Origin of the sequence: Pseudomonas sp. 31-12, assembly GCF_003151075.1 — a bacterium.
GTDB lineage: Bacteria > Pseudomonadota > Gammaproteobacteria > Pseudomonadales > Pseudomonadaceae > Aquipseudomonas.
The window spans coordinates 4809288-4830455 of the sequence record NZ_CP029482.1 but is presented as its reverse complement, the minus strand read 5'-3'; the positions used below and the strand labels follow the sequence as shown (position 1 = coordinate 4830455).

At 61.9% G+C, this 21168-nt stretch carries 23 protein-coding genes; 8 read left to right on the top strand and 15 right to left on the bottom strand.

The features are described from left to right. Positions 1-28 precede the first annotated feature (28 nt). The gene (locus DJ564_RS22785) at positions 29-841 is read left to right on the top strand and encodes an alpha/beta fold hydrolase (protein ID WP_109633538.1); all 813 of its coding nucleotides are present in this window, start codon (positions 29-31) and stop codon (positions 839-841) included. 115 nt (positions 842-956) lie between these two features. Here DJ564_RS22785 and dsbG read toward each other — a convergent pair whose 3' ends face one another. From dsbG to dsbD, 3 genes are read right to left on the bottom strand one after another with little or no spacing between them, the layout of a single operon-like run. Continuing rightward, positions 957-1727: a thiol:disulfide interchange protein DsbG gene (gene dsbG / locus DJ564_RS22780; protein WP_109633536.1), complete on the bottom strand. Its 771-nt coding sequence runs from the start codon at positions 1725-1727 to the stop codon at positions 957-959. Then, positions 1703-2569: a TlpA disulfide reductase family protein gene (locus DJ564_RS22775; protein WP_109633534.1), complete on the bottom strand. Its 867-nt coding sequence runs from the start codon at positions 2567-2569 to the stop codon at positions 1703-1705. The genes dsbG and DJ564_RS22775 overlap by 25 nt, the downstream gene beginning before the upstream one ends. Further along, positions 2569-4305, bottom strand: a complete 1737-nt coding sequence (gene dsbD, locus DJ564_RS22770) for a protein-disulfide reductase DsbD (protein WP_109633532.1) — start codon at positions 4303-4305, stop codon at positions 2569-2571. Before dsbD ends, DJ564_RS22775 begins: the two co-directional genes overlap by 1 nt. A 153-nt stretch (positions 4306-4458) precedes the next feature. Between dsbD and DJ564_RS22765 the strand changes: the two genes are divergently transcribed. The 5 genes from DJ564_RS22765 to DJ564_RS22745 all read left to right on the top strand — a co-directional run bounded on the left by DJ564_RS22765 (position 4459) and on the right by DJ564_RS22745 (position 8965). Then, the gene (locus DJ564_RS22765; RefSeq protein ID WP_109633531.1) at positions 4459-5142 is read left to right on the top strand and encodes a response regulator; all 684 of its coding nucleotides are present in this window, start codon (positions 4459-4461) and stop codon (positions 5140-5142) included. Beyond that, positions 5139-6464 (top strand): ATP-binding protein, encoded by a 1326-nt coding sequence (locus tag DJ564_RS22760; RefSeq protein ID WP_109633529.1) that lies wholly within the window; start codon positions 5139-5141, stop codon positions 6462-6464. The genes DJ564_RS22765 and DJ564_RS22760 overlap by 4 nt, the downstream gene beginning before the upstream one ends. Before the next feature lie 216 nt (positions 6465-6680). Beyond that, positions 6681-7166 (top strand): GNAT family N-acetyltransferase, encoded by a 486-nt coding sequence (locus DJ564_RS22755; RefSeq protein ID WP_109633527.1) that lies wholly within the window; start codon positions 6681-6683, stop codon positions 7164-7166. Positions 7167-7243: 77 nt separating this feature from the next. Next, positions 7244-8656, top strand: a complete 1413-nt coding sequence (locus DJ564_RS22750; RefSeq protein WP_109633526.1) for an aspartate aminotransferase family protein — start codon at positions 7244-7246, stop codon at positions 8654-8656. An 81-nt stretch (positions 8657-8737) separates the two neighbouring features. Beyond that, a complete protein-coding gene (locus DJ564_RS22745; protein WP_109633523.1) occupies positions 8738-8965 on the top strand; it encodes an MbtH family protein in 228 nt (75 codons plus the stop codon). 194 nt (positions 8966-9159) lie between these two features. Here the strand turns inward: DJ564_RS22745 and DJ564_RS22740 are convergent, their stop codons facing one another. From DJ564_RS22740 to DJ564_RS22705, 8 genes are read right to left on the bottom strand one after another with little or no spacing between them, the layout of a single operon-like run. Next, positions 9160-10059: a metal ABC transporter solute-binding protein, Zn/Mn family gene (locus DJ564_RS22740; protein WP_109633521.1), complete on the bottom strand. Its 900-nt coding sequence runs from the start codon at positions 10057-10059 to the stop codon at positions 9160-9162. Beyond that, positions 10060-10959, bottom strand: a complete 900-nt coding sequence (locus DJ564_RS22735) for a metal ABC transporter permease (protein ID WP_003226663.1) — start codon at positions 10957-10959, stop codon at positions 10060-10062. Further along, complete coding sequence (locus DJ564_RS22730) at positions 10959-11795, bottom strand: metal ABC transporter ATP-binding protein (protein ID WP_109633519.1); 837 nt, start codon at positions 11793-11795, stop codon at positions 10959-10961. Before DJ564_RS22730 ends, DJ564_RS22735 begins: the two co-directional genes overlap by 1 nt. Next, a complete protein-coding gene (locus tag DJ564_RS22725; protein ID WP_109633517.1) occupies positions 11792-12718 on the bottom strand; it encodes a metal ABC transporter substrate-binding protein in 927 nt (308 codons plus the stop codon). The genes DJ564_RS22730 and DJ564_RS22725 overlap by 4 nt, the downstream gene beginning before the upstream one ends. Positions 12719-12753: 35 nt before the next feature. Further along, positions 12754-13326 carry a DUF6162 family protein gene (locus tag DJ564_RS22720; RefSeq protein WP_109633516.1) on the bottom strand — a complete coding sequence of 191 codons (573 nt, stop codon included), beginning with the start codon at positions 13324-13326 and terminating at the stop codon, positions 12754-12756. Then, positions 13323-13646 (bottom strand): hypothetical protein, encoded by a 324-nt coding sequence (locus tag DJ564_RS22715; RefSeq protein ID WP_109633514.1) that lies wholly within the window; start codon positions 13644-13646, stop codon positions 13323-13325. Before DJ564_RS22715 ends, DJ564_RS22720 begins: the two co-directional genes overlap by 4 nt. Then, positions 13643-14185 carry a thiamine pyrophosphate-binding protein gene (locus DJ564_RS22710; protein WP_109633512.1) on the bottom strand — a complete coding sequence of 181 codons (543 nt, stop codon included), beginning with the start codon at positions 14183-14185 and terminating at the stop codon, positions 13643-13645. The genes DJ564_RS22715 and DJ564_RS22710 overlap by 4 nt, the downstream gene beginning before the upstream one ends. Continuing rightward, positions 14182-15375 carry a PepSY domain-containing protein gene (locus DJ564_RS22705; RefSeq protein ID WP_109633511.1) on the bottom strand — a complete coding sequence of 398 codons (1194 nt, stop codon included), beginning with the start codon at positions 15373-15375 and terminating at the stop codon, positions 14182-14184. Before DJ564_RS22705 ends, DJ564_RS22710 begins: the two co-directional genes overlap by 4 nt. A 401-nt stretch (positions 15376-15776) precedes the next feature. Between DJ564_RS22705 and leuC the strand changes: the two genes are divergently transcribed. Further along, positions 15777-17198 (top strand): 3-isopropylmalate dehydratase large subunit, encoded by a 1422-nt coding sequence (gene leuC / locus DJ564_RS22700; protein ID WP_109633509.1) that lies wholly within the window; start codon positions 15777-15779, stop codon positions 17196-17198. Then, entirely contained in the window at positions 17195-17809 is a 615-nt protein-coding gene (gene leuD, locus DJ564_RS22695) for a 3-isopropylmalate dehydratase small subunit (RefSeq protein WP_109633507.1), read from the top strand. Before leuC ends, leuD begins: the two co-directional genes overlap by 4 nt. Positions 17810-17953: 144 nt before the next feature. Here the strand turns inward: leuD and DJ564_RS22685 are convergent, their stop codons facing one another. The 4 genes from DJ564_RS22685 to soxR form a co-directional block, all read right to left on the bottom strand. Next, positions 17954-18904: a LysR substrate-binding domain-containing protein gene (locus DJ564_RS22685; protein WP_109633503.1), complete on the bottom strand. Its 951-nt coding sequence runs from the start codon at positions 18902-18904 to the stop codon at positions 17954-17956. 18 nt (positions 18905-18922) lie between these two features. Continuing rightward, positions 18923-19798 carry an alpha/beta fold hydrolase gene (locus tag DJ564_RS22680; protein ID WP_109633501.1) on the bottom strand — a complete coding sequence of 292 codons (876 nt, stop codon included), beginning with the start codon at positions 19796-19798 and terminating at the stop codon, positions 18923-18925. Positions 19799-20038: 240 nt separating this feature from the next. Continuing rightward, positions 20039-20497 (bottom strand): VOC family protein, encoded by a 459-nt coding sequence (locus tag DJ564_RS22675; RefSeq protein ID WP_109633499.1) that lies wholly within the window; start codon positions 20495-20497, stop codon positions 20039-20041. 181 nt (positions 20498-20678) lie between these two features. Then, positions 20679-21146 (bottom strand): redox-sensitive transcriptional activator SoxR, encoded by a 468-nt coding sequence (gene soxR, locus DJ564_RS22670; protein WP_109633497.1) that lies wholly within the window; start codon positions 21144-21146, stop codon positions 20679-20681. Between the last annotated feature and the right edge of the window lie 22 nt (positions 21147-21168).

Here is a 21168-nt window from a genome sequence, read left to right as displayed (position 1 = left end):
TGAATTCCCTTCACAAAGGAGACAGCTAATGCCCTTCGTAACGATTGACGGACAACCTCTTCACTACATCGATCAAGGCACCGGCCCTGCCGTATTGCTCGCCGGCAGCTACCTCTGGGACCAGACCATGTGGGCGCCGCAGATCGCCGCGCTGTCCCGGCAATACCGTGTCATAGCCCTGGACCTGTGGGGCCACGGTGAATCCGGCGCACTTCCCGAAAACACCCAATCGCTGGACGACATCGCCCGTCAAGCCCTGGCGCTACTCGATCATCTGGACATTGATCGGGTCACGCTGGTCGGTCTGTCGGTCGGTGGCATGTGGGGCGCTCGACTGGCGCTGTCGGCACCATCGCGGATCAACGGCCTGGTGTTGATGGACACCTACCTCGGCGTCGAGCCGGAACCGACTCGCCAATACTATTTCTCGCTGTTCAAGCAGATCGAAGACACCGGCGTCATCGCGCCGCAGTTGCTCGATATCGTGGTGCCGATCTTCTTCCGTCCGGGGATCGATCCGCAGTCGGCGCTGTATCAGGATTTTCGCGCGAAACTGGCTGCGTTACCGCCGGAGCGTCTACGTGAAAGCGTGGTGCCGATGGGGCGGATTACGTTTGGTCGGGATGATTTGTTGCCGCGTCTGGGCGAGTTGAATGCTGAAACGACGCTGGTGATGTGCGGCGATCAGGATAAACCGCGGCCGCCGTCGGAAACGAAGGAAATGGCCGAGTTGATGGGTTGCCCGTATGTGTTGGTGCCAGAGGCGGGGCATATCTCCAATCTGGAGAATCCGCAGTTTGTGACTGAGGCGTTGTTGAAGTTTTTAGCCGAGAGGAATTAGTCGATCTTGCTGGCCCCATCGCGAGCAGGCTCGCTCCCACAGGGATACGCGATCACCTGTGGGAGCGAGCCTGCTCGCGATGGGGCCGGTGTGGTCACCAAGTCTCTGAAGCAAACTACTTGGGCCCGAGAATCTTCACCAACTTGTCCGGCGAAGGCGCGCCTTGCTGTTGTTGCAGCTCGCCCTTGTCGTCCATGTAGAAAATCGCCGGGGTGGCCTGCAGCTCCAGGTCTTCCATCAGCTGCATGTTCGCCGCGAGTTTCGCCTGAATCGCCGGCGGCACGTCTTTCAAGGCTTTGAGCGAACTGCCCTTGCCGGATTTTTCGTGATCTTCCAGGGCCTTGCTCGGGTCCTTGGCGGCCAGCAGCGCGGCGGATTTGCCCGGGCTGTCTTCGCGAATGATCCCGACCATGATGTGCCGCAACTGCACTTTGCCGGCATTCACCCACGGCCGCGCCTGTTCCCAGAACATGTTGCAGTAAGGGCAGTTAGGATCGCTAAACAGATAGACGATGCGTGGCGCGTCTTTTTTGCCGTCGCCGATCCAGTTGCTGGCTTCCATCTTGCCCCAGACTTCCTTGGACATCGGTGCGTAGACCAGTTTCTGCAACGGCGCGCTGCTCAGGTCATTGCCCTCGGCGTCGTACAGATTGCCCAGCAGCACATGCTTGCCGTCCGGGGTCAGGTACAGCGCCATGCCGCGGTTCTGGTACTGCGCGGCATAACCGCGCAAACCGTCCGGCGCGTCGAACTGACCAACGATTTTGGCGCCCTTGGCTTCGATCTTCTTGATCGCTTCAGGCAATTCTTCGGCGGCCTGCACCGACGGCAGGTGCAGCAACGCTGCGCCTAAAGTCAGCGTCAGCAGGTGGCGGAGGCGGGGCATGGCAGTTTCCTTGAAGAGGTGGCCGGTACGGCAGGAGAAGGGGTGTCGAAGTTTTCCAGGGCGCGGGCCAGGCTGGCATCCGAGAGTTCGCCCAGGTGGCTGCCCAGCAATCGACCGTCGGGGCTATAGAACAGCGTAGTCGGCAACGCCATGGAACCCACGGCCTGACCCAATCGACCGCTGCCGTCGAACAGCACGTTGGTCAGGCTCAGGCCCTGGGTTTCGAGGAAGGTGCTGACGCTTTGCATGCTTTCGGCCTGATTGACGAACAGGAAGGTCAGGTCCGGGCGCTGTTGCTGGGCGTTTTCCAGCACCGGCATTTCCCGGCGGCATGGCGGGCACCAAGTGGCCCAGAGGTTGATCACCAGTGGCCCGCCCTTGTAATCCGCCAGTTGCACGGTTTCGCCGGCGGCATTGCGCAGGGCGATCTCCGGCAGGCGCGTGCCTTGTTCGTAAATGCTCAGGGAAAAAGTCGCCAGCAGCCAGAACGCCAATCCGCTCGCCACGCCGAAACCCAGCGGGCGGCGCAAACCGGGGCGACGCCAGCCGCGGTACAACGCGGTGAGCAGCAGCACGATCACCCCGGGCCAGGCGAGGAAACCGCCATCGCGCAAGTCGATGATCTGCCACGGATCGTTGCGATAGTGGGCCCAATAGGCGACCACAAAACCGACCCGCGCCGCCAGCATGCCCAGCAAAAACAGGCTGAACAGCGCCGACTCCGGGTTTTCGCCACCACGCTTGGCCACCCGCCAGCCGACAAATGTCGCCAGCGCCAAAGCACTGATCAGCAGCAAATGGTTAAGCGCGATGGCAAAGGTGCCGAGGGTAAAGGTCAGCATTAACGGGCGTCTCGGGTGGTGGTCCAACGTTGCAGGAAGGTGTCGGCATCAACCTCGCCGGTGATGCGCTGGCTGCGACGCTCCTGGCCGTCCGCGCCGATCCACAGAAAACTCGGTGGCCCCGGCACTTTATAACGGCCGAGCAGTTCGCGGCTGGCGGCATTGTCGGCGGTCACGTCCAGCCGTAGCAAGCGCACATCGCTCAGCGCCTCCATCACTTTGGCTTTGCCGAACACCTGTTTTTCCATGACCTTGCACGACACACACCAGTCGGCGTAGTAGTCCAGCAACACCCATTGGCCTTTGGCCTGGGCGGCGTCCAGTTCCTGTTGCAGCGCTTGCGGACTGTTGATCGTGGTGAACGCCTCATGGCCGGTCGGGCGAGCGGCATTACCGGAAGAAGCTGAGGCGCTGTAGACCTGCAACGGCTTGAGCAAATCATCACCGCCACCGGCGGCGCCGATCAGCAGCAGACCGCCCCAGATCCCGAGCAACAGCGCACTGGCGCCGAACAGATGGGCGACGCGACCGAAACCTTCCGACTGTTTCCAGGCACTGTAGGCGGCGATCAGCAGCAAGGCGCCGCACAAACCGATCCACAGCGATTGATCCAGCACCGGACGCAGCATCAACAGCGCAGTGGCGAGGAACAGGAAACCGAAGATGCCTTTGAGCAGGTTCATCCAGGCGCCGGGTTTGGGCAGGAAGCGATTACCCACGGTCACCAGCAACAACAACGGCACACCAATGCCGATGCCCATGGCGAACAGAATCAGCCCACCATGCAGCGCATTGCCGCTTTGTGCGATGTAGAGCAGAGCGCCGGCCAAGGGCGCGGTCATGCACGGGCCGACCAGCAACCCCGACAAGGCACCCAGCACACCGGCACCGATCAAACTGCCGCCACGCTGGTTGCGCGACACATTTTCCAGCCGATCACGCACCGCCACCGGCAGTTGCAGCTCGAAGAAACCGAACATCGGCAACGCCAGCAGGACAAAGATCGCCGCGAAACTGCCCAGCAGCCACGGGTTCTGCAACAGCGCCTGAAGGTTCGCCCCGAGCAACGCAGCCAGCACGCCCATCGCCGCATACACCAGCGCCATGCTCACCACGTAGCTGGTCGCCAGGGCGAAACCACGTTTGGGCGTGGCACCACTGCCGACGATCAACCCGGCTAGAATTGGCAACATCGGCAACGAGCAAGGGGTGAAGGCCAGCAACAGGCCCAGACCGAAGAACACCAGCAAGCTCCAGCCCAGCGCCCGTTGTTGCAGGCCGCTGGCCAGGGCTTGATCCGGTGCTTCGTTGGTGGTGACCGCGACGCTGCCGCCCAGATCCACGACCTGGGTTTGCGGCGGATAACACAAACCGGCATCGGCACAGCCCTGGAAGCCCACCTTGATCTGACCGGTGGCGCCCGCCGGAATCTTCAGCTCCAGGCCTTGGCGATAGACCTGTTGTTCGCCGAAGAACTCATCACTGTGGGCTTCGCCTTCAGGTAATGGCGGATGCTGCTCCGGGGGCAACCCCTCGAATTTCAGGCGTTTCTGATAAAGGTAATAGCCGTCGGTAATCTGCCAATAGAGCTGTGTTTCACCCGATTCAAGCCGCTCGGAAGTAAAGACAAAGGCCTTTTCCACTGGCAGGAATTCAGGTTTGGTATCGAACGGATTGGTCCCTGCCTGGGCCACACCCGAGATCAAGAGAACAAAAAACAAAAACAGTCGACGCATGGGTAAGCCTTATCCCTGTGCAAGTGAGGTGCACAATGTGAGGCGGCGATTAACCGATGATTAACCGCGACGGCCTTGTGGCTATGGCGCTTGCGGCATAATGTCCGCTTAATCGGCCAACGGCTTAATTGCCTTTTTTCTACGGGGCTCACCATGCATGTACTGGTTTGCGAAGACGATGAGCTGATCGCCAGCGGCATTGTTGCGGGCCTGACCGCGCAAGGCCTGACCGTCGAGCACGTCGCCACGGCGTCGTCTGCACGAGCAATGCTCAAGGTGGCTGAGTTCGACGTCATGGTGCTCGACCTTGGCCTTCCCGATGAGGATGGCCTGAAGCTGTTGCAGCAGTTGCGTCACAGTGGCCTGGAGATTCCGGTGCTGATTCTTACTGCGCGGGACTCGGTCACCGACCGCGTCGATGGCTTGCAGGCCGGCGCCGACGATTACCTGCTCAAGCCGTTCGATCTGCGTGAACTCGCCGCGCGCCTGCACACGTTGTTGCGACGAGTGGCGGGTCGTAGCGTCAACCTGATCGAGCATGGCAGTCTGACCTACGACCCGAGCAGCCGGGAAACCATGCTCGGCGGTCAGTCCGTCGACCTTTCGCGTCGTGAACAATCGCTGTTGCAGGCCTTGTTGCATAACCGTGGCCGGGTGCTGTCCACCGAACAGTTGAAGGACAGCGTCTACGGTTTCAACGATGAGCTGGAAAGCAACGCCCTCAACGTGCATATCCATCATCTGCGGCGCAAACTCGGCAATGGCATTGTCGAGACCGTGCGCGGCCTGGGTTATCGCCTGGGGCCGGCCGATGGCGGCGAGGAACTGAAAAAGTGATGAGCCTGCGTTTGCGCCTGAGCCTGACGCTCGGCGCCGCTTTTGCGTTGATCTGGGCCCTGGCCGCAGCCTGGATGCTCAGCGATCTGCGCAACCAGATGATGTTTTCCCTCGACCAGCGGCTGGTGGCGTCGGCGCGCATGGTCGCCGGCCTGATGGAGCAATTGCCGGCGTTGCCGAGCAAGGGCGAGGGCACCCACTTCAGCGCTGAGCAATTGAATATTCCGGGTGGCATGGCCTGCCAGGTCAGCTCGTTGCGCGGCGAAATCCTCGCCCGCAGTCACACTGACCCGCAACAAACTCTCGAAGCCGAGAAAATGGGCTTCCACGATCAGATGATCGACGGCGCGCCGTGGCGCAGCTTTACCTTGGCCCGCGGTGATTTGCGTATCACCACCGCTGACCGGCAGATCGAGCGTGAGGCGCTGAACATGTCGATCCTGCTGGCCGCTTCGGTGCCGGTGGGCGTGGCGTTGCTTGGCTGCCTGTGCCTGTTGTGGTTGGGGATCGGTCAGGGGCTGGCACCGCTGAACCGGATGCGCGATGCCTTGATGCGCCGCAGTGCCGATTCGCTGGAACCCTTGCAGATCCAGCCGCTGCCCAGCGAGCTTCAACCGTTGCTGGACACTCAGAATCAGCTGTTCCAGCGCATCGGCAAGACCATTGAGCGCGAACGCCGCTTGACCGGCGACGCGGCCCACGAATTGCGCAGCCCGCTGACGGCGATCAAAACCCACCTGCAAGTGGCGCGCATGACCGACGGCGCGGCCCGGGATCAGTCCCTGGCCCGGGCCGAAGAGGGCGCCGACCGCATGCACCGCACGCTGGAACAATTGCTGTTGCTGGCGCGGGTCGAGGGCAGTCTGTCGTTCGATGACGGCGTGCAATGCAGCGCCGAGCAAGTGGCAAAACTGGCGATTCAGGATGCGGCCAGCGGTGATCGTCGGCGCATCAAGCTGAAAATGCCGGCGAAGTTCTCCGATGCACCGGTGCAAATGCCCGCGGTCCTGTCGATCGCCGCATTGCGTAACTTGTTGGACAACGCCCTGCGCCATACCCCGGGGGACGGATCGGTGGAGCTGAGCCTGGAAACCACCGGCAGTCGCGCACGCTTTCTGGTCCGCGACCACGGCCCGGGCATTGCTGAAGACGATCTGCAACACCTGACCCAACGTTTCTGGCGCAACGGCCAGAGCACCGGCTGCGGATTGGGCCTGGCGATTGTCCAGGCAATTGTCCAGCGGTGCGGCTGCACCTTGCATTTCGACAGCCGCCCGGATGGGTTGCGGGTTGAGCTGACCATGCCGTTGCAACCCCTCTAACCAACACCCCAAAAACCTGTGGGAGCGGGCTTGCCCGCGATGACGGTGTAACAGTCAACATGGATGTTGGCAGTTATGACCTCATCGCGGGCAAGCCCGCTCCCACATGAAGTTCTGTGTTGCACATCAAAAGTAACTTCTCTCCATTAGTCGTGCGGTTCGAACGGCGCTATCGTCCCCGGCAGCTTTTTCTCAATGGATTGAGGTAACAGCGCCATGGATGCATCGATTCACATCTGCAAGGCAACCCCCGCCGACGCCGGCATCATCAGCCGGATCGTCGAGCGTTCCATTCGCGTCGGCTGCGCGCTCGACCACCGCAACGACCCGCGAACCGTCGCCACCTGGACCCACAACAAAACCATCGAACACGTGCAGCCCTGGCTGGCCGACCAACGGTTGTACCTGAACATCGCCCTGTTGCAGGACAAACCGGTCGGTGTCGCCATGGCGGCAATCAGTGGCAAGGTCGCGTTCTGCTACGTGCAGCCGGAATGGTTTCGTCGCGGTGCCGGAGAGGCGCTGGTTCACGACCTCGAAGGCTGGTTGATCCATCAGGGGCTGGCTCAGGCACGGCTCAACAGCACCCGCACCAGCGAGGCTTTTTACCGTCATTTGGGCTACCGGCCTTGCGCCGAAACCTTCACCGTCGCCGGGCTCCACGCCATCCCCATGCACAAAGCGCTGACACCGCCCTCATAGAAAGCTGATCGAGGGTCTAAATCCTCGGCACCCTGATGCGTTTCCAGAACAGGAAAACCTTATTGAGGGGTCGAGAGATGTCAGTCGCTACCAGCCTTATGGAAGATCAGTCGGCCCGGATCACCCCGGCGCCGGCCGAGACGCTTTATCAGTTCAACGAATCGCCGCTGCTGGCCCGTCAAAACCAGCAGGAATCGAATGCCCGCAGCTACCCGCGGCGCATTCCCCTGGCGCTCAAACGCGCCAAGGGCATTTATGTTGAAGATGTCGAAGGCCGCCGTTTCATCGACTGCCTGGCTGGTGCCGGGACCTTGGCCCTGGGGCATAACCATCCGGTGGTGATCGAAGCGATTCAGCAGGTGCTGACCGATGAGTTGCCGCTGCACACCCTCGACCTGACGACGCCGGTCAAGGACCAGTTCGTCCAGGACCTGTTCGGTCTGCTGCCACCGGCCCTGGCCGCGCAAGCGAAGATCCAGTTCTGTGGCCCGACCGGCACCGACGCGGTGGAAGCCGCGCTGAAACTGGTGCGCACCGCCACCGGGCGCAGCACTGTGTTGTCGTTTCAGGGCGGTTATCACGGCATGAGCCAGGGCGCGCTGAGCCTGATGGGCAGCCTGGGGCCGAAAAAGCCATTGGGCGCCTTGCTCAGCAACGGCGTGCAGTTCATGCCGTATCCCTACGATTACCGCTGCCCGTTCGGACTCGGCGGCGCGCAAGGGGTGAAGGTCAACCTCAGCTACCTGGAAAACCTGCTGAATGATCCCGAGGCCGGCGTGCAATTGCCGGCGGCCGTGATCGTCGAAGCAGTGCAGGGCGAGGGCGGGGTGATCCCGGCCGATCTGGATTGGCTGCGCGGCCTGCGACGTATCACCGAACAGGCCGGCGTGGCGCTGGTCGTCGATGAAATCCAGAGCGGTTTTGCCCGCACCGGCAAGATGTTCGCCTTCGAGCATGCCGGGATTATTCCAGACGTGGTGGTGATGTCCAAAGCCATCGGTGGCAGTCTGCCGCTCGCAGTCGTGGTTTACCGCGACTGGCTCGACACCTGGCTGCCGGGCGCCCATGCCGGGACCTTCCGCGGCAATCAGATGGCCATGGCCGCGGGTTCTGCGGTGATGCGTTACCTGACCGAACACAAGGTCTGCGAGCACGCCGCCGCGATGGGCGAGCGATTGAGCGAGCACCTGCGCATTCTGCAGCGGGACTTCCCGCAACTGGGCGACATTCGCGGTCGCGGCTTGATGCTCGGCGTTGAACTGGTCGATCCGACGGGCACACCTGATGCACTGGGTCATCCGCCGATCTTTGGGCGCCTGGCACCACTGGTGCAGCGTGAATGCCTCAAGCGCGGGTTGATTCTTGAGCTGGGCGGGCGTCATGGCGGCGTGGTGCGTTTCCTGCCGCCGCTGGTGATTACCGCTGCGGAAATCGATCGAGTAGCGGAGATTTTTGGCCGGGCCATGGCTGCTGCCACTGTAAGCCTCTAAATTTTTCCACCTCTGGAACGTTCCTTCTACAGACCGGCTGCACACGCAGTGCAGCCCACCCTACAGCGATGGAGACACACCATGACGTCAGTATTCGACCGCGAGGACATCCTCTTTCAGGTCGTGGTCAACCACGAAGAGCAATACTCGATCTGGCCCGACTACAAAGCCTTGCCAGCCGGCTGGCGCACCGTGGGCAAGAGCGGCCTGAAAAAGGAATGCCTGGCCTACATCGAAGAAACCTGGACCGATATGCGCCCGCTGAGCTTGCGCCAGAAGATGGACGAGCAGGCGGCTGTGGCGAACTAAGTCACGGCGCAAAAAGAAGCCCGCTGGACTGGAAACAGTCAGCGGGCTTTTTTTCATGTCCGGGATGTGTCTCGCCTGTCAGGCCGTCATCGCGGGCAAGCCCGCTCCCACAGGATTTGTATTGTTCGCAAGGGCACATTGAACCTGTGGGAGCGGGCTTGCCCGCGATGAACGATAACGCGGACTAACTGACGTTAAACCCCGCTCAACCCCTTGATCACCAGATCCACATTCCCTTCCAGCTCCGCCACGGGATCCGCCGCATCGACACTCAACACCACCAACCGACTGCCAGCCTCGGCAATCACCGCTTTCACCGCCTCCGACGGCTGGCGATGATGCAACACCACCGCCACGTCATTGTCTTTCAGCGTCGCGCCCAATTGCTTCAGCGCTTCAGGTGTCCACTCGGCATCCGGCCGCGCATCGAGGCCGATCAGCTCCAGGTTCAGCCCGCCGATCAGGTAGCCAAAGTGATCGCTCAGGCTCATCACACTTAGGTTATCGGCGCTGGCCAATCGCGCTTCGCTGTCCGCACTGAGCTTGAGCAAACGCTGCTTCAACGCCGCCAGGTTGGCCTCGATCGCAGGCTTGGCCTTGGGCGCCAGGCGCACCAGGTCCGCCGCCATCACATCTGCCATCCGCCCCATGTTGTTGCTGGAAAACCACGGCTGGCTGTTCAACCCGTCGACCTTGTTGCCCGGCTGCACGGCGATGCCGGGCAGGGCGCCGTCCACCGGGCGGGCGGCGTCGACTTCGACGATACGAATATTGCTGCGCCGGGAAATCGGGTACAGCGGATCATCCGCCCACAGCGAACGCAGACCGATCACCGCATCGGCGTCGGTCGCCAGTTTGGCCAGCGCCGGAGCGCCACGACCGGTGAAGTACGCAGTCTGGCGGCTGCCCGGCAGGTTTGCCGGCGCGGCACGCTCAAGACTGACGTCGGTGCCCTTGAGCAGGACTTCGCCCAACCCGTAAGTGATGGGCAAGGACGCCAGCACGCGCAGTGGTTTTGTGTCCGCCGCAAAGGTGGTAGTGACCAGCCCGCTCAGGGCGACGGCCAGGGTCAATTGACGCAGAGAAAAAGACATTTATCCGAGATTCCCTTTCAGGCTTGGGACGACGCCACGCGCAATGGCGGCGAGGGCGAAGGCGATACCGGCCACCAGAATGATCGCGGCACCGGACGGAATAGGCAGGTCGAAGACGATTGGCGCGAGGATCCCGCACAGCGTGCTGACCGTGGCGATCAACACCGAGCACCAGAAGAAACCCTTCAGCGACTGGCTGAGCAAGCGTGCCGCCGCGGCCGGAATCACCAGCAGCGCACCGACCAGGATCGCGCCGATGACTTTCACCGCGGCCACGGTGATCAGGGTCACCAGAATCACAAACAGATAATCCAGGGTCTTCACCGCCACACCGCGTACCGCCGCCAGTTGCGGGTTGAAACTGGCGAGCATGATGCGGTTGTACAGCGGCAAGGCCAGCGCCATGACCAGTGAGCCGACGATGGCCAGCACCAGCAGATCATTACCGTTGACCGTCAGCACCGAACCGAACAGCACGTTTTCGAGGATGTGCACGTTGATCTTGCCCGCGAGGATCAGCAGCAGGCTCGCGCCCAGCGCCAGCGACACCGAGAGAAACACGCCGATCAACGTATCCGGCGCGAGCCCGGTGCGGTTGCGCAGGTAATTAAGCAGGATGCCGAACAGCAGGCAGTAACCGAACAGGCTGCCGTAAGGCCCGGTGTAAGGTTCGCCGAGCAGGATGCCGATGGCCACGCCGGTCAGTGCCGCGTGACCCACCGCTTCGGAGAAAAACGCGAAGCGTTTGACCACCACCAGCGTGCCCAAGCCGCCCAGTACCGGGCCGATCAGCAAGCCGGCGAGCAGCGCGTTGACCACAAAGCCGTAGGCCAACGCTTCGGGCAGGTAACCCGAGGACGCCCAGCCCTGGACCATCAAACGAAAGGCTTCATAACTCATCAGGCAGCGCTCCGTGGATGGGTCGAGAACAGGGTCAGCAAGCGATCCGGGGTCAGCGCCTGTTTGGGCGTGGCATCGAACAGCACCCGGCGATTAAGCCCGGTGACGCGATCGGCCAGACGTCCGACCGCTTCCAGATCATGCTCGATCCACAGCACGGTGATGCCGCTCTGGCGCCAGTCGCCGAGCAGCCGTTCGAACACCTGGATGCCGGCCTCATCGAGGGCCGACATCGGTTCGTCGAGCACCAGCAACTGCGGCGCCGGGATCAGCCCTTGAGCGAGCAACACGCGCTGACGCTCACCGCCGGACAGCGCGCCCATGCGGCGCTTGCGTTTGTCCTGCATGCCGACCCGTTCCAGCGCTTCACCAATCGCGGCTGCGTAATGCTTGCTCAAACCAAGGAACGCGGGACGGCGCTGACACATCGCGGCCATGAAATCGTCGACGGTCATTGGCAATCCGCGATCGAATTCCAGTGCCTGAGGCACGTAGCCGATGGTTCCGGGTGTGCCCGGCCATTGCAGGCTCAATCGACCCTGATGGGGCATCTGCCCGAGCAGGGTCTTGATCAGCGAACTCTTGCCGCCACCGTTCGGGCCCACCAGCGCATGCACGCTGCCGGGCTGGACCTGGAAGGTCACGTTGTCGAGGATCGTCGTGCGCCCCAGCGTCAGACTGACCTCTGCAAAATCCAGCGTCGGCCCCGAACCCTGTGGGAGTGAGCCTGCTCGCGATTGCGGTGTGTCATTTTGCGATGATGTTGACTGACCGGACGCCTTCGCGAGCAAGCTCGCTCCCACAGGGGATTCGCTGATGGTTTCTTTAGCCGTCATTGCCCCGACTCCTGAATCGCCCGAACCACCGTGTTGAGGTTGCCGGCCATTTCTTTTTCGTACTTGTCGGCGGTGTATTCGCCATAGGAAATGTGCGACAGCGGGTACAGCTTGACCCCGGATTCACGCTGGATGGTGTCGACATAGGAGGACGGGAAATCCATCTCCGAGAAGATCACTTTCACGTCCAGTTCACGCAGTTGATCGATGGTCTTTTTCAGCTGGCTCGGGCTCGGCTCGATGCCGTGGGCCGGTTCGACAACAGCGGTCACTTCCAGGCCGAATTCACGCAACAGATAGTCATAAGCAGCGTGAACCGTGGCGACCCGCAATTCGGCGTTCGGTGCCTGGGTCAGTTTCGCCAGGGCGTCGGCGCGCATCTGCCGCAGGCGTTTGCCATAGGCGCGGGCGTTCTGGGTGTAGGTCTTGGCGTTGGCCGGGTCGAGCTTGCCCAGTTCCCGGGCGATGTTGTTGACCTGGGCAATCGAGGCGCTGATCGACAGAAAGGTGTGCGGGTTCACGACCTTGCCGGCACCGCGTGCGGCGACGCCGGTGGCGGCCAGCAGCGGTACGTTCTCGTTGGCTTCGATCACCGGGACATTCGGCGTTTCGCTGGCGGCGATCATGCGGTCGGCGAAGTCGTCATGACCGACGCCGTTGAGCACGATTACGTCGAGCCCGCTGATGCGTTTGATGTCTTCTGAGCGTGGCTCGTAGGCGTGCGGGTTGAAACCGGCCGGAATCAGCGGCACCACCTCGGCCTTGTCACCGACGATGTTGGCCACGTAGCTGTAATAAGGGTGCAGGGTTATACCGATGCGCAGGCGCTTGGTTTCGTCGGCGCTGGCCAGTGGCGTCAGCAGCAAGGCGAGCAGGCCGACCAGCAGCGGGCGCAGGAAAGAATGTTGAGATGAACTAGGCATGGGAAAGCGGTCTTCTCTCGGGTGAAGGCGAGGGTTCAGTGCCGGTGCTGGCGGGTCACGCCGGCATCGAATTGCGCGACGATCTGCTGCCAGCCGGCGCTTTCCAGCGCGGCGTCAGTGAGATCGGTCGGGGCTGCTAGGGCTTTGCCGCGGTTGAGCCAGACGTCCGGCGCATCGTCGCCGGCAGTCAGGCGCATCAGAAACGAGCCGGCCACGGCAGGTGTCTGGCTCTGACCGAAGTAAGCCTTGGCGTTGAGCAACTGCCAGGCATGGCCGCCACGACTGACGGAACTGGCGTCCTGGGCAAACGGTGCAAAGCCTTCATCGGCAAGCGCTGCGGGTGTCGGCAGCGCCTGCTGTTCCTGGCGCAGCAAGTGGATTTCGTCCAGGGTCACCCGCAGGTCGGCGTAGATCCCTTGCTCGGATGCGCTCAAGTCGCGGCGCGCATCCAGCTGATGGCTGTTAACACTGCTGACTTCCTGGGACTCATGGCGCCAGGCAACCACCGAACCGGCCACCGCCAGGATCATCAGGCACAACAGCAACACATACAGGGTTTCATGGCCGGCACCGGCCGGGCGGACGACGTGGGTAGTAGGCGTACTCATGGGGCTTCGATGTCCGCTTGGTCGATCTCGACGACGTGGCCGGGGCCGGCGTCGAACAGCACGTAGAATTCGGCACCGGGCTTTTTGAAGGTCAGGGTCGAATCGGCGCCGAGCTTGCCCGGCACCAGGATGGTTTCGTCGTAGCCGATCACATCCAGCGTCACGCCTGGCGCGCCGCTGCCGTCGGAGAAACCGCCGGTGCATTTGATTTGTTCGGCGTCGATGGCTTTGCATTCGCACATCGGGTTGTGGGCCAGGGCGCTGGCGCTGAAACCGGCGCAGAGCACAAGCAAAGCCGCGTTCAGAGAGCGTAGCGTCATGGTTTGCCTCCTTGTTTGTTCAGCCACGCGAGGGTGGCGGGGGATGCCTGGCTCAGGGGGATCGATGCTTGATGCATCGCGCCGTCCCAGCCTTCCATGGTGATCCACAGTTCGGCGTCGGTTTTGGTCTTGTCGGGGATCGGCAGCATGGCGCCCATGCGGTACGGCGTGCCGAAGAAAATCACCCCGGCGGCGCGCAAGCTGCGCGGTTTGCCTATGCGCAGGTACGTCGCCTTGACCTGGTCGCGGCAGCTGTCGCACAACGCCGCGTTGAAGCTCTTCATGTGGCCGGCCGGGCCATCGAGGGTCGGGGCTTCATTGCGCAGTTCGGCGAGGCGCAGGCTCCAGGGCCCGACCTGCACTTCACCGATTTCCCGCTCACCGAGCCCGGTGTCACCGCGAAACAGCGCCGCGTCGGCAAAGTATTTGGGCATGAACCCCAGTGGCACCAGCAACAGCAGGACGTTGATGTGGAAGCGCCATTTGTGCCAGAAGCGGCTCAGTTTCGAGGAGGGTTTCTCAGCGGCGAACAGGCTCATTGGCTGACCTCCGTGGTTTCACGGCGTGTGACGGCGGCGGTGCGCGGACGTTTGTCTTTGCGTTTGAGGGCGTTGGCCGTGGCCAGGGCGGTGCGTTTGGTCCAGATCAACAGGCCGCTCAGCACCATCATGCTCAGGATCAGACCGAAGAAGAACCAGATCAATTTGATCCAGATGCCGCCGAAATCACCGGTGTGCAGCGGCCGCATGGATTCGGTTACCAACTCCAGGCCGGAACGGTCCGACAGCAGGCGGGTGGCGGCGACATCGCCGGTGTACGGGTTGATTTCGGCGGTCTGGAACATCAACGGATACCAGCTGCGACCGCCGACCGTCAGGTAGCTGTAGGCATTGGCGGGCATGCTGACGAAGCTGTCTTCCAGGCCGGGAATGCGTTCCTTTGCCTGGGCAATCGCGGCTTCGAGACTGATCATCGACGCTGGCGAGCCGTCGGTGCTCACCGGAACGCTCTCACGCGGGACCACAAGCGCCACGGGCGCGGTGGAAATCGAGACCTGGTTGTCGAACATGAACGCCTGAATCAGGAACCAGGTGCTGGTGATGGAAATCACCGCGATGAACCAGATCGACCAGATGCCGCTCAGGCGGTGAAAGTCGCCCCAGAAAATCCGCGCGCCATGACGAATACGCAGCGTCGGCCGGAAAAAGCCTTTCCAGAAACGCTTGTAGACCACCAGCCCGGTCACCAAAGACGCCAGCAAAGGCAGGCTCAGGAACGACACCAGATACCAGCCCCAGCTGTAGCCATTGGTGAACGGCACCAGCCACCAGCCATGCAACGCACGGGTGAACGCCTGGAAATTGAATTGGGGGGCGGTGCCCTGAATCACGCCGCTGTACGGGTTGACGTAAACCTTCACCGAGCGGCCATCGGGGTAGCTGACATCGACATCGAGCGCGAAGTGCGACTCGTCGGGCCGGCTGATACCTTCGACCAGCGTGTTCGGTTCCGCCTTCTTGATGGCGGCGATGATCTGGTCATAACTGAGTAGCGGTGCATCATCCGTGGGTTGGCTGGCGCGCATTTGCGGGTTTGCCAGCCAGACGATTTCCTGGCTGACCACCGCCAGCGTGCCGGTGACACAGACGATCAGCACGAAAAACCAGATCGGCAAGGCCAGCCAGCTATGGACCAGAAACCAGAGTTTTGAGCGGGATTTCTTCGACATGATTAAAGATCTTGTATCGATGAGAGGGCCTCTGCTGCGGGCTTCCCAGCGATGAGGTCCATGAAAGGCCGGCCCGTGGCTTTTGCCTACGCGGACTGACTGCATCTCTATAGGACGGATGAGGGACAGAAATCCCGAAGGGCAATGTGAAAGTAAATGTTTCGCGTTCCTGCCAACACACATAACCCCTGTGAGAGTGAGCCTCTGTGGCGAGGGGATAAATCCCCTCGCCACACAGGCTCAATCCTACAAGGGGATTTGTATTCACTTGGGGTAGCAGGGAAACCGATCCAACACGAACCATGGTTCACGGGATCACTCTCCGGCCATTGATGAGCAGGGCCCACTCCCTAAGATGGAGCTCAGACGCCTTTCACCCGCGAGCCTGAGCGAGCCACTCAATGACGCCAGCAAGAACCCTCTACGACAAACACATCGATTCCCACACGGTGTGTCGCCTCGATGACCAGGGCCACGTCCTGTTGTACATCGATCGCCAGGTCATCAACGAATACACCAGCCCCCAGGCATTCAGCGGTTTGCGCGAGGCCAAGCGCGGAGTCTGGCGTGCCGGGACCGCGCTGGCGGTGGTCGATCACGTCAACCCCACCGCCCCGGTGCGCATCGCCGCCATGCCGGACCCCGGTGGTGCGCGGCAGGTGTCGTACCTGGCGGAAAACTGCCGGGACTTCGGCATCGAACTGATCGACATCCTCAACAAACGCCAGGGCATCGAACACGTCATCGCGCCTGAGCAGGGCTTCATTCTGCCGGGCATGGTCATCGCTGCGGGCGATAGCCACACCACCACGTATGGCGCCCTCGGTGCGTTCGGGTTCGGTATTGGCACTTCGGAAATCGAGCATCTGCTGGCGTCCCAGACCCTGGTCTATAAGCGCTTGAAGAGCATGCGGGTGACGGTGGATGGGGTTTTGGCGCCGGGGCTGACGTCCAAGGACGTAATCATGGCGTTGATCGGCCAGATCGGCGCGTCGGGTGCCACCGGGTACGCCATCGAGTTTCGCGGTTCGACCATCGATGCCTTGAGCGTCGAAGCGCGCATGACCATCTGCAACATGGCCGTCGAGGCCGGTGCGCGAGGCGCATTCATGGCCCCGGACGAGAAAGTCTTCGCCTACCTCAAGGGCAAACCTCGCGCACCCAAAGGCGCGTTGTGGGAGCAAGCAGTGGAGAAATGGCGCGCCTTGCACAGCGACGCGGACGCGCACTTCGACCGCGAAGTCCGGGTCGACGCCAGCACCCTGGAACCGATGGTGACGTGGGGCACCAGCCCGGACCAGGCCTCCCCGATTGGCGCGCGCGTGCCGGACCCGCAAGACATCAGCGACCTGATCCTGCGTCAGGACATGCGCCGCGCCCTGAATTACATGGGCCTCGAAGCCGGCATGCCGCTCAGCGACATTGTCATCAGCCACGCCTTTATCGGCTCGTGCACCAATGCGCGCATCGAAGACCTGCGCGATGCCGCCAGCGTGGTGCGCGGCAAACACGTCGCCGGGCACGTGCGGGCGATGATCGTGCCGGGCTCCACCGAAGTGCGCAATCAGGCTGAAGCCGAAGGCCTGGCGGCGATCTTTATCGAAGCCGGGTTCGAGTGGCGCCAGTCCGGCTGCTCGATGTGCCTGGCGATGAACGACGACGTGCTGGCGCCGGGCGACCGCTGCGCCTCCAGCACCAACCGCAATTTCGAAGGCCGCCAGGGTGCGGGCGCGCGCACGCACCTGATGAGCCCGGCGATGGTCGCCGCCGCCGCGATCACCGGCCGCTTGACCGACATCCGTCACTTTGGAGACCGCGCATGAGCCTGCAACCTTTCACTCAGGTCACCGGCAAGGCGGCGCCGATGCTCGCCGCCAATATCGACACCGACGTGATCATGCCCAAGCAGTTTCTCAAGGGCATCGACCGCGCAGGGCTGGATCGTGGCTTGTTTTTTGACCTGCGGTTCTTGCCGGACGGTTCGCTGAATCCCCAGTTCGTGCTGAACAAACCGGCATGGCAGGGCGCACGTTTCATGGTGGTCGGGCCGAACTTCGGCTGCGGGTCGAGCCGCGAACATGCGGTGTGGGGCTTGAAGCAGATGGGGATCCGGGCGCTGATCGGCAGTAGCTTTGCCGGGATTTTCTATGACAACTGCCAGCGTAACGGGGTGTTGTTGATTACCCTCGATGAGGCGGTGTCACAGCGGCTGGGGCAAGTGGTCAGTGAACCGGACAGCGCGTTGATCAATGTCGATCTGGAAGATCAGGAGATACGCCTCCACGACGGTCGGGTCATCCCGTTCGAGATCGATACCTTGCGCAAAACCGCGTTGCTGCTGGGCCTCGACGCCATCGGCAGCACACTGCAGCGCAGCGAACAAATCAAAGCCTTCGAGCGTGCTCACCTGGCTGCCAACCCTTGGCTGAGCTGAAACACAAATCCAATTGTGGGAGCGGGCTTGCTCGCGAAGGCGGTGTGTCAGTCAAAGCTGATGTTGACTGACAGGACGCCTTCGCGAGCAAGCCCGCTCCCACAGTTGATCTCTGCCAGGCACAACTCCCAGTTGAGGCTTCGGCTACACCGACAATCCCTTGAAATGCTCCTGCAAAAACTCCACACACGCGCGTAACTTCCCCGAATACGCCAGCCGCGTCGGGTACACCGCCCAGACGTTGGCGCTCTGGCTGTACTCGGGCAACAGCTGCACCAGCCGACCCTGGTCCAGCAACGGTTTCACATCCCACAACGACCGCAACACAACGCCGCGCCCGTCCAGCGCCCACTGCAAGACAATCTCGCCGTTATTGGACGACAGCGGTCCGCTGACCCGCACGCTTTCTTGAACCCCGTTGCGTTCCAGGTTCCAGATGCCGAAGGCGTTGTCGCGCTCCTTGATTACCAGGCAATGATGCTGCTCCAGTTCGCTCAACGTCTGTGGCACGCCCTGACGTTGCAGGTAACCGGGCGCCGCGCAGACGACCCGTCGATTACTCACCAGCCGTCGGCCGATGTGCTGGCCGGGAATGTCGTCGCCGACACGGATCTCCAGATCGAAGCCTTCATTGACGATGTCCACCACGCGGTCGAACAGGTCGAGGCGAATCTCCAGGTCGGGATAACGTTCGGCCAGCAATGAAACGGCCGGTGCCACGTGATGGCGGCCGAAACCGAAACTGCTGCACAGGTGCAGACGCCCGCGAGGGCTGTCGTGGGCGTCGGAGAGTTCGTCGTGCAGTTGCTGGAAATCATCAAGAATGCGCAGCGCCCAGCGCTGGACCCGTTCACCGTCCTCGGTCAGTGCGATGCGCCGGCTGGTGCGATGCAGCAGGCGGGTGCCGAGGGTGGTTTCGAGAATCTGGATGCGCTTGCTGACGTAGGCGGGCGACAGGCCCAGTTCATCGGCTGCGGCGGCGAAACCGCTCTTGCGGATCACGGTGAGGAGTACACGCAGGTCTTCGGGTAGGGGCACGTTGTCTTTCTTGGTGGTCATGGCAGAACGAACACTGGCGGCATGAGCCGCCAGCATAGCAGCGGGACGCAGCGATCAGCGCAGGAAACCCAGCACTTCGGCGAGCAGCAGGTCGGGCGCTTCTTCGGCGATGTAATGGCCGGCAGGCAAGGCCTTGCCACGCACGTCGGTGGCCACGTGTTGCCACTCCTTGAGCGGCTCGAAACAGCGCCCGACCGTCCCTTCGGCGCCCCACAGAACCAGCAACGGCAAGTGCAGATAATGACCGGCCTTGATATCGGCGCGATCATGTTCCAGGTCAATGCTGGCGCTGGCGCGGTAGTCCTCGCAGATTCCGCGCGCGGTGCCCGGCAGTTTCAGGCAGCGCACGTACTCGCCGAAGGCCTCGGGGGTGAACGGCTTGAGCCCGGCGCTGCGGCTGCCCATCACGCTGCGCAGATAGGCTTCGGGGTCGGCTTCGATCAGGGTTTCCGGCAGCGGCGCGGGACGGATCAGGAAGAACCAGTGCCAGTAAGCGCGGGCAAAGGCTTCGTTGGTTTGCGCGTACATCGACAGGGTGGGGGCGATGTCCAGCAGCACCATGCGTTGCACGGTGTCGGGATGATCCAGCGCCAGGCGATGGGCCACGCGAGCGCCTCGGTCGTGGGCCAGCACCGAGAACTGGTCGAAGCCCAGGGACTTCATCAGCTCGACGCTGTCCTTGGCCATTTCTCGTTTGGAATAGTTTGTATGGTGATCGTTGGCCGGTGGTTTGCCGCTGTCGCCGTAACCGCGCAGATCAGCGGCGATCACAGTGAAGTGCTCGGCCAGTTGTTCAGCGATCTTGTGCCAGATGACGTGGGTCTGCGGGTGACCGTGCAGCAACAGCAGGCCCGGCCCGCTGCCGCCGATGCGGTAGGCAATGTCCACGCCATTGACGTGGCGTTGGTCTTTCAGGAATCCGGCGAACATGGGCGAGTCCTTGTTGTAGTTGCCCGCATCCTGAAAGTGTTGCGCGCCGGGGGCAAGGCGCGAAGCGTGGTGCGTTTGTTCATGAAATGTGTTCGAGGGATGTGCGGTGTCAGGGATGACGCCTTCACGGGAAAGCCACGCTCCCACAGGGTTTTGTGTTGTTCCTGGCATTTGCGAACGACACAAAAACCTGTGGGAGCGGGCTTGCCCGCGAAGAGGCCCGCCCAGACACGGAAGAATTCAACCCTGCTGAAACATCTCCTTCGCCCGCTGCTCAATCTGCTCCTGAGTCAAATCCTCCTTGCGCGTCGCCAGGAACCACAGATGCCCATAGGGATCTCTCAACGTCCCCGAGCGGTCGCCATAAAACTGGTCCTTGACCTCGGACACCACCGTGCCGCCCGCTGCAATCGCCTGTGTATACGACTTATCCACATCGTTCACATACAAATGCAGGCCCACGGATGGCGAATTGTCTGGATTGCTCAATGGCCCCTGATCGCACGGCGTGCCGAGCATGATCGGGCAATCGCCAATCCTCAGCTCGGCATGTCCAATCCCGCCATCCGGCATGGCCAGTCGCATAACCTCGGTGGCGCCAAAGGCCTTCTTGTAAAACTCGATGGCTTCGGCCGCTTTCTGAATGCCCAGATAAGGCGTGATGCTGTGATAACCCTCTGGAATGGGTTTGACGCTCATGACGGTTCTCCCTTGTTGTTGTGAATTGAAGGTGTTCCTTCGCCGATTTCCGGTCGGATAACTATAGGTCAGCGCCTTTTGCGCAGCCGAGTGCCCGACGAGCAGCAGCGCCACTGTTTGCAGAAACTGGCCAAGGCGTTGAACTCCGATGAGGTTCGGCAGTTCATCCTGACCCGCACCACTATTGTGGATCTGTCCTCGATTCAAGCAGCTGCGCCCCCGGCCCCCGATCCCCCAGCACATCGCCAGAATTACGCAACGGACACGCCTCCATCGACAAACACCCACACCCGATACAGCCATTAAGCTTGTCCCGCAGCAACGTCAGTTGATTGATCCGCTCATCCAGATCCCGGCTCCACTGCGCCGACAACACCTTCCAGTCCGCCGCCGTCGGCGCGCGGTTATCAGGCAGTGATTTCAACGCTTCGCCAATCTCCGCCAACGGAATCCCCAACCGCTGGGCCACTTTGATCAACGCCACCCGTCGCAACACTTCCCGCGGATAACGCCGCTGGTTGCCCTGATTGCGATTGCTCTTGATCAAACCCTTGGACTCGTAGAAGTGCAGCGCCGTGACCGCCACGCCACTGCGCGCCGCCAATTGGCCGACGGTGAGTTCCTTGTGCAGATGCTCCGGGGTGATCATTTGAAAAATGCCTCTTGACCTC